The 12862-nt window shown below is 72.4% G+C and carries 10 protein-coding genes; 6 read left to right on the forward strand and 4 right to left on the reverse strand.

Going from position 1 to position 12862, the window contains the following annotated elements; all coding sequences use genetic code 11:
* The first annotated feature begins 28 nt into the window (after window positions 1-28).
* From ACQP2Y_RS32540 to ACQP2Y_RS32555, 4 genes are all read left to right on the forward strand, one after another.
* Complete coding sequence (locus ACQP2Y_RS32540) at window positions 29-1216, forward strand: hypothetical protein (protein WP_433719407.1); 1188 nt, start codon at window positions 29-31, stop codon at window positions 1214-1216.
* 45 nt (window positions 1217-1261) lie between these two features.
* Entirely contained in the window at window positions 1262-1717 is a 456-nt protein-coding gene (locus ACQP2Y_RS32545; protein ID WP_433719410.1) for a Fur family transcriptional regulator, read from the forward strand.
* Complete coding sequence (katG, locus tag ACQP2Y_RS32550) at window positions 1714-3990, forward strand: catalase/peroxidase HPI (protein WP_433719412.1); 2277 nt, start codon at window positions 1714-1716, stop codon at window positions 3988-3990. Before ACQP2Y_RS32545 ends, katG begins: the two co-directional genes overlap by 4 nt.
* A gap of 103 nt (window positions 3991-4093) precedes the next feature.
* The gene (locus ACQP2Y_RS32555) at window positions 4094-4786 is read left to right on the forward strand and encodes an NUDIX hydrolase (RefSeq protein ID WP_433719415.1); all 693 of its coding nucleotides are present in this window, start codon (window positions 4094-4096) and stop codon (window positions 4784-4786) included.
* A 62-nt stretch (window positions 4787-4848) separates the two neighbouring features.
* On the opposite strand, the gene ACQP2Y_RS32560 is transcribed toward ACQP2Y_RS32555, so the two are convergent.
* Window positions 4849-5001, reverse strand: coding sequence for a hypothetical protein (locus ACQP2Y_RS32560; protein ID WP_433719418.1), 153 nt, complete (start codon window positions 4999-5001; stop codon window positions 4849-4851).
* A gap of 317 nt (window positions 5002-5318) precedes the next feature.
* On the opposite strand from ACQP2Y_RS32560, the gene ACQP2Y_RS32565 reads away from it, so the two are divergent.
* Entirely contained in the window at window positions 5319-6083 is a 765-nt protein-coding gene (locus tag ACQP2Y_RS32565; protein ID WP_433719420.1) for a hypothetical protein, read from the forward strand.
* Here the strand turns inward: ACQP2Y_RS32565 and ACQP2Y_RS32570 are convergent.
* A complete protein-coding gene (locus tag ACQP2Y_RS32570) occupies window positions 6073-6639 on the reverse strand; it encodes a hypothetical protein (protein ID WP_433719422.1) in 567 nt (188 codons plus the stop codon). The genes ACQP2Y_RS32565 and ACQP2Y_RS32570 overlap by 11 nt on opposite strands.
* Window positions 6640-6831: 192 nt before the next feature.
* Here ACQP2Y_RS32570 and ACQP2Y_RS32575 point away from each other — a divergent pair, with 192 nt between their 5' ends.
* Window positions 6832-9849 carry a BTAD domain-containing putative transcriptional regulator gene (locus tag ACQP2Y_RS32575; RefSeq protein ID WP_433719425.1) on the forward strand — a complete coding sequence of 1006 codons (3018 nt, stop codon included), beginning with the start codon at window positions 6832-6834 and terminating at the stop codon, window positions 9847-9849.
* 21 nt (window positions 9850-9870) lie between these two features.
* Here the strand turns inward: ACQP2Y_RS32575 and ACQP2Y_RS32580 are convergent, their stop codons facing one another.
* Window positions 9871-11835: a hypothetical protein gene (locus tag ACQP2Y_RS32580; protein ID WP_433719428.1), complete on the reverse strand. Its 1965-nt coding sequence runs from the start codon at window positions 11833-11835 to the stop codon at window positions 9871-9873.
* On the reverse strand, window positions 11832-12614 hold the full coding sequence (locus ACQP2Y_RS32585) for a hypothetical protein (RefSeq protein WP_433719431.1): 783 nt from the start codon (window positions 12612-12614) through the stop codon (window positions 11832-11834). The genes ACQP2Y_RS32580 and ACQP2Y_RS32585 overlap by 4 nt, the downstream gene beginning before the upstream one ends.
* Between the last annotated feature and the right edge of the window lie 248 nt (window positions 12615-12862).

Consider the following 12862-nt stretch of genomic DNA (forward strand, 5'->3'; position numbering starts at 1 on the left):
TGTCTCCGGACTGATAGCGTCGCCGGGCATGAATCGCCGTGGATTTCTGACCGTCGCGGCCGGCGTGCCCCTTGCCGCCGCCGGCGTCACCGCTTCACCGGCATTCGCTGCTGCCGCGCCCGCCGTCAGCACTGCCACGCCGGCGGCCAACCCCGCCCTCGGCACTGCTGCGGGGGCGGCCTCGGGCGCCGCGCCGCTGCGGGGGCGCGTCACCGGACTGCTGGTCCGCGATCCGATGCTGATCCGCGACGCGAGCGCGGCCCGGCTGCGTGGCTTCGTCCAGCCGCTGACGTGGGCCGAAGCCCAGCCCGAGCCCGGCGGCGACCTGAGCAGCCAGGCACTGACGAAGCTCCAGGCCGCCGCCGACCTCGCGCGGCAACGCGGCTACTCCCGCCTCAAGCTGCGCCTGCTCGCCGGCTGGCAGTCGCCCGGCTGGGCGCTCGCGCTCGGCGGTGGGCCGATGCGGGAGTGGGAGGACCCCGACGCGGTCGAGCCCGACCTGTACGACGTGCCGGTGTGGTGGGCGGACGATTTCCTGGCCGCGTACAGCGCTTTCCTGCCCAAGCTGGCCGCCGCGCTGGAGGACGAGCCGCTCTGGGGTGAGGTGACCGTTTCCGGGACGTGCACGGTCTTCGCCGAGCCGTGCGTCAAGCAGCTCGGGGTGGCGGCCAACCGGAAGCAGGCCCTCGACAGGGAGTACACCGCCGCGGCTGACCGGGCGGCGCTGGAGACGGTGATCGCCGCCCACCACGACACCTTCTCGCCCATGGGCATCACTTCCTCGGTGGCGTACAACCCTTGGCAGTTCATCGCCGCGAGCGGGCGGATGGAGACCGACCCGGCCGTTACCGTGCAGCTCATGGACCACCAGCGGGCCACCATGGGGGCGTTCGGGGTCTGGGAGAACAACTCGTTGATCGCCCGCCGGACCGGTGGCGTGCTCGAGCAGACCCGCCCCGACTACCAGGGCATGTACGACCACATGATCGCCGGCGCCGCGGCCGGGCACCCGATCCAGTTCCAGACCGCCACCCTCGCCAAGATCCAGGCAGCCGGTGGCACTGCCGAGGCCACCGCGTCCTGGGTTGCCGAGAACGGCGGCATCTCGGTCGAGCTGCCGCGCGGCTGGGAGCAGGACACTGACGCCATCGGCGTGAACCGCGCCGACCAGCTCAACCGGCAGCTGGCGGTGAACGCCGCCGCCACGCTCGGCTGACCGCGCAAACTTGAACTATTCCAGAAAAGCCTCTAGGTTGATCCGGTGACGCCTGACTTCGAGACCCAGCTGCGGGCGGTCTCGTTGCGGGTGACCAGGCCACGGCTGGCTGTGCTGGCCGCGCTGCGGAACCATCCGCACGTCGACACCGACACGGTGATCGCGCTGGTCCGGGCCGAGCATCCCGCGATCTCCCACCAGACGGTGTACGACGTGCTGCGCGCGTTCACCGAGACCGGCCTGATCCGGCGCATCCAGCCGGCCGGCGCGACGGCTCGCTACGAGTCCCGGGTGGGAGACAACCACCACCACGTCGTGTGCCGCTCCTGCGGCGCCATCGCCGACGTCGAGTGCGCGGTCGGTCATGCCCCATGCCTCACCGCCTCCGACGACCACGGCTTCGTGGTCGACGAGGCGGAGGTCGTCTATTGGGGCACCTGCCCCGACTGCGCGACCGAACGCCTTGCCCAAGGATCCGCCAGTTCGGAAGGAAACAGATGAGCGACACCCAGGACAACGCCCCGGCGAGCGCGCAGGGCGTGGACAAGATGGCGGCGGAAGGCTGCCCGGTCGCGCACGACTCGGTGACCGCGACCGGCAGTGAGAGCGAGAACCCGGCGATCGACTCGCCGACGCCGAAGACCGGCGGCCGGCCGCACACGATCCGCGACTGGTGGCCCAACCAGCTCGACCTGTCCGTGCTGCACGCCCACTCGTCCAAGGGCAACCCGCTCGGGGAGAACTTCAGCTACGCCCGGGAGTTCGCCAAGCTCGACGTCGACGCCCTCAAGCGCGACATCACCGAGGTGCTCACCACCTCGCAGGACTGGTGGCCGGCCGACTTCGGCCACTACGGCGGCCTGATGATCCGGATGAGCTGGCACGCCGCCGGCACGTACCGGATCCACGACGGCCGCGGCGGCGCCGGCGACGGCGGCCAGCGGTTCGCCCCGCTCAACAGCTGGCCCGACAACGCCAACCTCGACAAGGCCCGGCGCCTGCTGTGGCCGGTCAAGGCCAAGTACGGCCAGCAGGTCTCCTGGGCCGACCTGCTCGTGCTGGCCGGCAACGTGGCCCTGGAGTCGATGGGTTTCAAGACCTTCGGTTTCGGCTTCGGCCGCCAGGACGTCTGGGAGCCCGAGGAGATCTTCTGGGGCCCGGAGGACACCTGGCTCGGTGACGAGCGCTACGTCTCCGACAACGAGATGGCCGAGAACGTCGGCGCGACCGAGATGGGCCTCATCTACGTCAACCCCGAGGGTCCCCGCGGCAGCGCGGACTTCCGGGCGGCGGCCCACTTCATCCGGGAGACCTTCGGCCGGATGGCGATGAACGACGAGGAGACCGTCGCGCTGATCGCCGGCGGCCACACCTTCGGCAAGACCCACGGCGCCGGCCCGGCCGACAACCACGTCGGCCCGGAGCCGGAGGGCGCCGACCTGGAGACGCAGGGCCTGGGCTGGCTGAGCACGTACGGCAGCGGCAAGGGCGCCGACACGATCACCAGCGGTCTCGAGGTGACCTGGACCGACCGCCCCACGCAGTGGAGCAACCGCTTCTTCGAGATCCTCTTCGGCTACGAGTGGGAGCTCAGCACGAGCCCCGGCGGCGCCAAGCAGTGGGTCGCCAAGGACGCCGAGGAGATCATTCCGGACGCGTACGACCCGGCCCGGAAGCACAAGCCGACGATGCTCACCACCGACTTGTCGCTGCGTTTCGACCCGGCGTACGAGAAGATCTCGCGCCGTTTCCTGGAGAACCCGGACGAGTTCGCGCTGGCCTTCGCCAAGGCCTGGTACAAGCTGCTGCACCGCGACATGGGCCCGGTCAGCCGCTTCCTGGGCCCGTGGGTCGCCGAGCCGCAGCTGTGGCAGGACCCGGTGCCGGCCGTCGACCACGAGCTCGTCGGTGACGCCGACATCGCCGCCCTCAAGGCGAAGGTGCTGGAGTCCGGCCTGACCACCGCCCAGCTGGTCGCCACCGCCTGGGCGTCGGCCGCGAGCTTCCGCTCCACCGACAAGCGCGGCGGCGCCAACGGGGCCCGGATCCGCCTCGAGCCGCAGCGCAACTGGGAGGTCAACCAGCCGGAGCAGCTCGCGACGGTGCTGGGCACCCTCGAGGGCATCCAGCAGGAGTTCAACAACGCGGGCGGCGCGCAGATCTCGCTCGCCGACCTGATCGTGCTGGCCGGCTCGGCCGCGGTCGAGAAGGCGGCGCGCGACGCCGGCGTCGAGATCACCGTGCCGTTCCACCCGGGCCGCACCGACGCGAGCCAGGACCAGACGGACGTCGACTCCTTCCGGGTCCTCGAGCCCCGCGCCGACGGCTTCCGCAACTACCTGCGCCCCGGCGAGAAGACCCAGCCCGAGGTCCTGCTCATCGACCGCGCCTACATGCTCGACCTGACGGCGCCCCAGATGACGGTCCTGATCGGCGGCCTGCGCTCGCTGGGCGCGAACGTCGGCGGGTCGCAGCACGGCGTCTTCACCGACCGGCCCGGCGTGCTGACCAACGACTTCTTCGCCAACCTGCTCTCCCCCGGCACCCGGTGGAAGACGTCGCAGTCGGACGAGAACGTGTACGAGATCCGTGACGTGACCACCGACGAGGTCAAGTGGACCGCCACCGCGGTCGACCTGGTCTTCGGCTCGAACTCGCAGCTGCGGGCGCTCGCCGAGGTCTACGCCGGCCAGGACGCCGGCGAGAAGTTCGTGACGGACTTCGTCGCGGCCTGGACGAAGGTCATGGAGCTGGACCGCTTCGACCTCGCCTGATCCTCCTACGACCGGAGAAGCCCGGCCGATCCGCTGCGATCGGCCGGGCTTCTCGCATTCCCAGCGGGTTCTTGTCAGAACAACATCAAGCTATGCTCAGCGAGTGACCAAGCGGGACCATGCACAGCTGCGCATCGCCGTCGACCTTGCCATTCTCACCGTTCGTGAGGGCAGTCTGCAGGTGCTAGTCATCACCCGGGGCAACAAGCCCTTCGTCGGCCAGCCCGCCCTCCCCGGCGGTTTCGTGCGCACCGGTGAGGACATCGGCGCCGCCGCTGTGCGGGAGCTCGGTGAGGAGACCGGCCTCGACGGCGGCCAGCTGCATCTTGAGCAGTTCGCCGTCTACGGCGACCCCGAGCGTGACCCCCGGGGCCGGGTCGTCAGCGTCGCGTACCTGGCGATCATGCCGGATCTGCCCATCCCGACCGCCGGGTCGGATGCCAGCAGCGCCTCCTGGATCCCGGTCGACAAGGTCCGGGGCAGTCTGGCCTTCGACCATGACCGCATCCTGGACGACGCCGTGGAGAGTGCGCGCCGGCGGCTGGAGCTGACCACGCTGGCGACCAAGTTCTGTCCGGCCGAGTTCACCATCGGGGATCTTCGCTCGGTCTACGAGGTGGTCTGGGGTGAGCCGCTGGATCCGCGGAACTTCAGCCGGAAGGTGATCAACACCGAGGGGTTCGTCGAGCCCACCGACAACAAGCGGGTTCCCGCCACGGGCCGGCCGGCGGCGCTCTACCGGGCCGGGCCGGCCACCACGCTGAACCCGCCGATCATGCGCACCGGCTCCCGCTGAGCCCGGCGCACGGCGGTGCCGGCACCCCCGAGGGGGCGCCGGCACCTTGTGCTGGGCCGTGATCAGCGGCAGATCTTCAGGACCCCGTCCCAGTTGGTGCCGGCCTGGCAGACCGGCTCGGCGGAGGCGGGGGCGGACGCGACGGTGGCCGCGCCCAGGGCGAGGGCGGCTGCGGTGACGACGAGGGTCACGGCGCGGCGCAGGGTAACGGGCATGGTGATTCCTTCCCGGAGCTTCATGGAGTCGTGATGACGGCGAGGGGGACCCGGCGCTCGCGTTCTCCCGCGTCGGACGACGCGGGATCCGGAGGCTGGCCGGCCTCCACGCGGCGCCCCGCGCGGCCGGTCCCCGGCGGGCCGGCTGGAACGCCGGCCTGCCCAGTGCGGCGGGTGGGCCCGGGCCGGTCGTCCGCCTCGGCCGTCGGCTCATCCGCCTTACTGTCAAACTCACAATAACTAGGTCAGGGGTTCGTGTCAACACGACACTAAGTCTGTTACGGTGGGTGTACCCCCTGACACTCTGAGGTGATGGCATGATGTTTCGTGCGCTCGATCTGGTCCTGACGATCGCGGTGGCCGTAGCCGTCGGTGTGCTCGGCGCCCTGGATGTGGTCGGGCCCGCGGTCACCGGTGGAGCCACCCTCACCACGCTCGGCCTGCTCGCGCTCAGCTCCCTGCACGGCCGCTCGACTCTGGGAGCATTAACGCGTTCGGTCACCGAGCTGGGCCGGACCATGAGCGACCGGGCCAGCGCCGACCGGCTGCTGGCCCCGTCCACCTCCGGTGTGGACCTGGATCTCGGCACGGCCGACGACATCCGCGCCGTGGGCGTCACCCTGGCCCGGACGATCCGCAACCACTACGCGGCCCTTCAGCAGCGGCTCGACGCCGGGGCCACCGTACGGATCGCTCTGATCGCGCCGGAGGCGGCGACGGTCGCCGAGGCCGCACGGCGCAGCACCATCGCCGACAGCCCGGCGATCTTCGAGCACCGGCTGCGGCCCACCCTGGACCTGCTGGAGGGCCTGGCTCAGCGCGCGGCGGCGGGACCGGGCCGGCTCCAGGTACGGCTGCTCGACTTCGTCCCGGCGTTCGGGCTGGTGGCGGTCGACGCGGAGACCCCGCACGGTCAGGTACGCGTCGACATCTACTCGCACCGCTGCGGCACGCAGGAGCCGACCCTGCCGCTGTACGCCGACCGTGACGCCCGCTGGTTCCGGCACTTCGTCGCCGAGTTCGACCGCGTGTGGGCCGTGGGCCGCCCGTACGACGTGGCCGATGAGCAGCTCAGCCGATAGGGGGCCCGCCGCTGGCCGCAGCGAGCGCCTCCACCGCGCGCGATGGTCCCCGGCGGAGCTGACCCGACCGAAGCCGGCCACGGATGGCGGCCACGGCATCGCTCGCCTCGATCCAGGACACCTCGGTGCCGGTGGCCGCGGGCAGGTCCAGGCGGCCGTCGAGGCTCGGGTGGACCACGACGACGGCGCTCACCCGGTGGCCCCGGGGTTGCAGGCGGCGCAGGCGGCGGACCGCGGCGAGCAACGGCCGGGCCGACTGCCCGATGTAGACGTCTCCGCAGTACACCGCGCCCGCGGCGCTGGTCGCGTACGAGCCGGGTGGCCAGGCGACCGCGTCCACGAGCACAACGCGGGAGCCGGCGCTGAGCGCGTACGGCAGCGGCGGGTGGCCGTTGAGCCGTACGCCCTGGTAGAGCCGCACGCCGGGCAGCCGCAGCAGACCGGTCAGCAGCTCACCGGTCCGCCGCGCGACCTCGTACGCCGACGTCCCGATCGGCCGCAACGGGCGCCGTTCCGTGTCCACGATCCGGGCCAGGCTGCCGTGGTGGTCGATCATCTGTGGTCACCTCAACACTGTCCGTCATCCGACGATGACGTGGCGCAATTCAGTCACGACCGGCTACCGAAGTGCTTCCGAATGACTACCCGGACTTCGCGGTAGTCCGTTCGGCGCTGGCGGCAACTGCCTGCGCCTTCTACGGTCGGAGAGCGGGGGATCAACGCGGTGTGAGGGGCGGAGGTCCACTACGTGATCTACGGGGTCCTGGGTGAGCTGGAGATACGAGACCCACGCAGCGGGCAACCGCTGAGGTTGCCGCCCGGACGGCAGCTCAACGTGCTCGCCGCGCTGCTGGTCCAGCCGAACAAACGGCTGTCGCAAGCCGACCTGCTGCGGATGGGCTGGGGCTCGGCCGACGTCGCGGAGGCCCAGCTGCACAAGGCCGTGTCGGCGCTGCGAGCACTGCTGCGGCCGATCGGCCACGCCGAGGACCTCATCACCCATCCCCGCTTCGGGTACGAGCTCAAAGTCGGCGACGACGACCTCGACCTGCTCGTCTTCGAGAAGCTGACCGCCGCCGCCGACGAGCAGGACGGTCCCGGGGACGAGGCTGAGCTGCTCCGGCAGGCCCTGCGGCTGTGGCGCGGGCCGCAACCGTTGTCCAATGTGTCCGCGCCGATGCTGGCCCCGCTGGTCCGGTCGCTGCAACAGCGGCGCAAACGGCTCGCGGTACGCCTGTTCACGCTGCTGACCCGGCGGCGTGACTTCAGCGGCGTCCTGGACGACCTGCAACGCATCGCGGCCGAGTTCCCGACCGACCACCAGCTGCAGAAGCTGCTGATGGTCGCGCTCTACCACAGCGGGCACCGGGCGGAGGCCGTCGACGCGTACGAGCGGTACAAGCGGGAGTTCGGCGCGGCCGTCGGTGACATCGACGCCGAGTTGCGGGATCTGGCCTATGCGATCGGCGGCGGCAACGACGAGGCCGTGGCCCGGGCGTTCCCGCTGGAGGAACGGCCGGTCCGCAGCGCGCCGACCGTGCCCAAGCAGCTGCCGGCCGCCCCGCCGGGCCTGGTCGGCCGGGACCCGCTGGTGGCCGAGCTGTTCTGGCTGCTCGGGCCCGACTCGCCGTACCGGGTCATGGTGGTGCCCGGGCCCGGCGGCATCGGCAAGACCGCGCTGGCGCTGCGGGCGGCGCACCACCGCCGCGCGGACTATCCGGACGGCCAGCTCTGGGCCGAGCTGCGCGGCGCGTCGGCCGACCCGGCCACCCCAGCGGAGATCCTGGCGCAGTTCCTGCGCTCGCTGGACGCACCGGTCGTGCCGGAGTCGCTGGCCGAGCGGGCCGCGCTCTACCGGAGCCTGCTGGCCGACCGGCGGATGCTCGTGGTGCTCGACGACGCGGCCGACGGCGCGCAGATCAATCCGCTGGTCCCGGCCGGGGCGGGCTGCAAGGTGCTGGTCACGGCCCGGCGCCACCTGCCCGATGTGGCCGGCGCCCATCACGTGGGCACACTGGAGCCGCTCGCCGAGCCGGACGCGGCCGTGCTCTTCGAGTCGGTCGTGACGGCGTCGCGGATCGACCTGGGCCGAGAGCACGAGGCCGTCCGCGAGGTGGTGCGGCTGTGCGGCGGGTTGCCGCTGGCGCTGCGGATCGCCGCCGCGCTGCGCGTGCACGACGATCCCCGGCCCACCGCCGAGCTGGTCCGGCGGCTGCGCACCCACGGGCCCGCGGCGTACACGTACGGCGCGGACAGCCTGGCGCGCACGCTCGACACCGGCCTGGCCCCGCTCGCGGCGGCGCACCGGCGCTTGTTCGTCGACCTGGGCCTGCTGCCGCTGCCGACCTTCGGCACCTGGACGGCCGCCGCGCTCAGCGACGACCCCGAGCAGGGCCGGGCCGCGCTGGCCGAACTGGCCGCGGCCTCGATGGTGGAGACCACGGCGGCGCCGGTGCCGCGCCGTTTCCGGTTCCACGACCTGACCCGGGAGTACGCCCACCGCCGCGCCCTCGCCGAACACCCGGACCAGCGTGACCGCGACGAGCTGCTGCGCCGGGTGTGCGCGGCGCTGCTGGACCTGACCCGGCACGCCCACGCCGGCCTGTACGGCGGCGACTTCGAGGTCGTGCACAGCGACGTACCGGGCACCGACCTCCCGGAGGACGCGTACGCCGAGGTGGCCGCGGATCCGGTCGCGTGGTTCCAGGCGGAACGGCTCTCCGTACGGGTGGCGGTCGAGCTCGCCGCGCGGCTCGGGCTCACCGCGCTGTGCTGGGACCTGGCCGTCTCGGCCCACGAGTTCTACACGATCCTCAACCTGCACGACGACTGGTACGACACCCACATGACGGCGCTGCGGGCGTGCCGCGAAGCCGGTGACCGCCGCGGCGAGGGCATCGTGCTGACCTGCCTCGGCCAGCCGGCCCTGGTCGCCGGTGGGCGCCGGCCCGGGCTCTCCGGCATCGGCGACCTCGTCCGGGCGGTGGAGCTGCTGGGCGCCGAGAAGGACGAGCACGGCCTGGCGATCGCGCGGCGGACGCTGGCCAATGCCGTGCGCCGCCGCGGCCGGTCGACCGAGGCGCTCGCGCTGTTCCACGCGGCGCTGACCGGCTACGAGGGCGCCGGCGACACGGTGGGCCGGTGGCAGACGTTGCGGTTCATCGGCCAGGTACACCTCGACCGGGGCGACCACGATCAGGCGACCGCCGCCCTGGCCCGCGCCGACGAGATCGCCGCCGAGCTGGACAAGCCGCGCTTGATCGCGCAGACCCGGTACTGGTCCGGGTGCGCGTACCTCGCCGCCGGTGATCCGGTACGGGCGCAGCAGTCGTTCGCCGCCCTCCTGGCGATCGTCGGCGACAGTGGCCAGGGCTACGCGTACGCGTTGCACGGGCTCGGTGAGCTGGCCCGGCACCGGCAGGACCTGGCCCGCGCGCAGAACCAGCTGGGTCTGGCCGTGACCCTGGCCCACGAGCACGCCGACGCCCTGCTGGAGGGCCGGGTCCGGCTGTCGCTGGCCGAGCTGTGGCGGGCCCGGGGCCGGGGCGCGGAGCAGGTCGCGGAGCTCCGGCGGGCGGCCCGGTGCTTCGCCACCGTCGACGCCGCCTACCTGGAGATCCAGGCGCAGGCCCGGCTGGCCGAGGCCCTGACGGGCCAGGAGCCGGACCGGGCCGCGGACGCCGTCTGGGCCAGGGTGGAGCAGCTGTACGACGCCGGGGAGGTCCCCGAGCAGGACCGGGTCCTGCGCCGCCCGCCCACCGGGTGAGCTCCGCCGGCGGGCCGGGGCTCAACTCGCCCGCCGGTACGCCGGCCCGGCCCACCAGCTGCGCCCCTCGGCGGCGACGCCCTCGAGCACGAACAGGGTGTTGCGCAGGCCGGTGGCGTCCTGCGCGCCGTCGGCCAGGATGCGCGAGTCCTCGTCCGCGCCGGCCTGACCCGGCTCGGTCACCGCGACCTCGATGTCCGCGCCGTTGACCAGGAACAGCTGGAACTCGCGGGCGCCGTTGTCGAGCGTCGTGACCCGGACCGCCGCCACGGCGTCGTAGCGGTAGTTGGTGCGCTCCCAGTGGTGGAACGTGGCCTGCGCGAAGTCCAGGTCGACGGAGATCTGCCGGACCCCGTCGGCGGTCAGCAGGAACACCAGCAGCTTGTAGCGCGAGTACCGCCACGGGCCGTTCTTCGCGCGGGCCCGCTTGCTGCCGTCACCGCGGGCCTCCATCGACGCGTACGCGCTGATGTCGCTCCACTTCAGCTGGTACGCGGCCAGAGCGTGCTGCAACAGGATCCGGCGATCACAGTCCAGCCACTGCGCCATCTCCACGTCATGGGGCCGGTCGGAGAGCCGCCGCTCCCACCGCTGGAACTCGAACCAGTACGTCGTCTCGCGCTGCTCGCGTTCGGACTCGTCGACCGCCACCCGCTTGTTCTCCGCCAGGATCCGCAGCCCGACGATCGCCACTGTCCAGCCCGCGGCGATGATCGCGACCAGGGCTCCGGCCGTCTGGAGCAGGTTCTGCCGGGCGGCGGACTGGATCCCCCACATCAGGCCGGCCACCGCCGCCAGGCCTGCGGTGACGGTGACGGCCTTCACCGCCGTGGGGACGGTCCAGCGGCGATGTTGCTCGACGAGCCCCCCGGCGTCCCACTCGCGCCGCAGCTCGCGTACCTGGAACCGGATGAGCCACTTGACGGCCTCGGCCTTGACCCGCTTCTCGCGGTACACCTCGACCAGTTCGTCGCGGAGCCGGCTCATCGGCCCGTACGCGTCGACGAGCCAGGCGGCCCGGTCGGGGCCCTTGGGGGCGTACCTGTCGGCGTACCGCATGTAGAGCCGGTCCACCTGATAGGTGAACCCGCCCGGGCGGGCCGCGTCGCTGGGCAGCCGCTGGGCCCGCAGCTGCCGATTCTCCGCGCGCAGCCGGTCGACGCGGAACCGCCACTCCGCACCGTTGGTGACCGCGACGCCGGCGGCGATCAGGGCCACGGTGAGCGCGATGATCGCCGAGGTGTCGTCGCGCTGGAGCGCGAGCCAGCCGATCATCGCGACGGCACCCGAGACGGCGGTGGCCAGCACCGAGGCGGCGGCCAGGTCCCCGCCGGAGACGTCGACCGGGCGCACCGGCCGGGTCCGGGGCTGCGCGGGGTCGGGCTCGAAGAACTTCCACACCCGCTCGCGGCGGCGCTCGGCGCGCCGGCCGGCCTCGGCCTGCCGGAGGTCCTCGTGCCACAGCTCGTCCTTCAGCGAGCCCTGCAGGACCCGCTCCAGGTGCCGCAGCACCTCCTTGCGCATCGCGGCGTCGAGATCCTCGATCTCCCGCCGGACCAGCGAGATTGCGGCGTGGTCGGCGTTGCGGGACCGGCTGGCGGCCACCAGGTGCCGGATCGCCTCGATGCCAGGCGTCCAATACTCCCGCGGTAGCTCGTCGATCTGGTCGAGAGCCGCCTTGAGCGCGGCCCGGTCCTCGACCGACAACTCCCACAGCGTCCGTTCGCTGAAGAACGCGAGCAGCCAGTGGAACCACACCTTGGTGGAGCTGCGGATCTCGACGGTGACCTCGGCCAGCAGCTTGCGCGCGGTCGTGGCCTGTCCCGAGGCGAGGTAGCGCAGCGCGATGTCGAACTTCTCCCACGGCGAGGCGCCCGGCGGGACCTGGTAGTAGTTGTTGTGGACGCCGCCGTGGATGGTCCCGGCCACCGCGCCGTGACTGCCGCCGTTCGCCGTGACCGTCGGGCCACCGCCGTCGCCGTTCACGACCAGCCTCTTTCCTCACGCCAGGCCGGGCCGGTCCGCTGGTCGTTGTGGACGCCGCCGTCCGCGTTGCGCACCGCCTTCGCCTGCCAGTGCTCGCCGTCGGTGCCGGACTTCGTGCCGTCGGCGAAGTCGCTGATCGTCCGCACGACGGCCACCGGGGCCGCGCTGAGGTGCCCGGCCTTGGCGACCCCGGCGGCCTCCATCTCGATGGCCAGCGCGTCGTCGTAGTGCTCCCGGAGCCACCGCAGCGGCTGGGAGACCTTCGCGTCGTGCAGTACCTCCCCCGACGCCACCGGTCCGAAGTGCACCCGCGGGCCCTCCGCGCCCACGCGGAGATTGCGGGCCCGATCCACGCGCCGGGCGATCTGGCGGGCGGCCTGATCGATGCCGTGGTCGAGCTCCCAGACCCGGGGCCGGGACTTGAGACCACCGGTACGGGCGGCAGCACCGTGGTACGCGTACACGTGGGTGGCCACCACGACGTCCCCCAGCGCCAGGCCGGGGTGCAGCCGCCCGGCCACGCCGACGAAGAGCACGGCGGCCGGGGTGAACTCGCGGATGGCCCGCTCGGCGATGACGGCCGACCCGTGGTTGCCCGCACTGGTGAGGGCCAGCACGACCTCACCCGCGCCGCCGCCGAGCGAGCCGATCTCGAAGCGGGTTCCGGAGACCGGCGGCGGCTGGCGGAGATCGGCGAGCGTGGCCCGGACGGCGGCGTACTCGACCTCCAGGGCGGTGAGGATCACGATCGGTGGACGAGAGGTTCGAGGTCCGGTCATGGCGGCCACCTTGCTGTCAGAGTAACAAGAACCCCGGCGACAGATCGGCCGTTGCGCTTTTCCGAGCCTGCGCTTCCCGACCCCCGGGGCGAACGGTTACATCGTCATATCTCGATCTACCGGAGGCCTACCGGGCCCATCACCGGCATTCGGTCAGCGTCCGCACGTGCTCTGCTGTAGCTGGACCGGACCGGCCGGCGTGGCGCCGGCCGCCCCCGTCGGGTGCCCGGCACCGACCGGCGGCCGCC

This window comes from Actinoplanes sp. CA-051413, from assembly GCF_050955795.1.
Taxonomy (GTDB): Bacteria; Actinomycetota; Actinomycetes; order Mycobacteriales; family Micromonosporaceae; genus Actinoplanes.

What these genes read in the sequence shown, in the direction of transcription:
- ACQP2Y_RS32565 (WP_433719420.1), top strand. Translation starts at nt 5,319, where the DNA reads ATGATGTTTCGTGCGCTCGATCTGGTCCTGACGATCGCGGTGGCCGTA.
- ACQP2Y_RS32560 (WP_433719418.1), bottom strand. Translation starts at nt 5,001, where the DNA reads ATGCCCGTTACCCTGCGCCGCGCCGTGACCCTCGTCGTCACCGCAGCC.
- ACQP2Y_RS32570 (WP_433719422.1), bottom strand. Translation starts at nt 6,639, where the DNA reads ATGATCGACCACCACGGCAGCCTGGCCCGGATCGTGGACACGGAACGG.
- katG (WP_433719412.1), top strand. Translation starts at nt 1,714, where the DNA reads ATGAGCGACACCCAGGACAACGCCCCGGCGAGCGCGCAGGGCGTGGAC.
- ACQP2Y_RS32585 (WP_433719431.1), bottom strand. Translation starts at nt 12,614, where the DNA reads ATGACCGGACCTCGAACCTCTCGTCCACCGATCGTGATCCTCACCGCC.
- ACQP2Y_RS32540 (WP_433719407.1), top strand. Translation starts at nt 29, where the DNA reads ATGAATCGCCGTGGATTTCTGACCGTCGCGGCCGGCGTGCCCCTTGCC.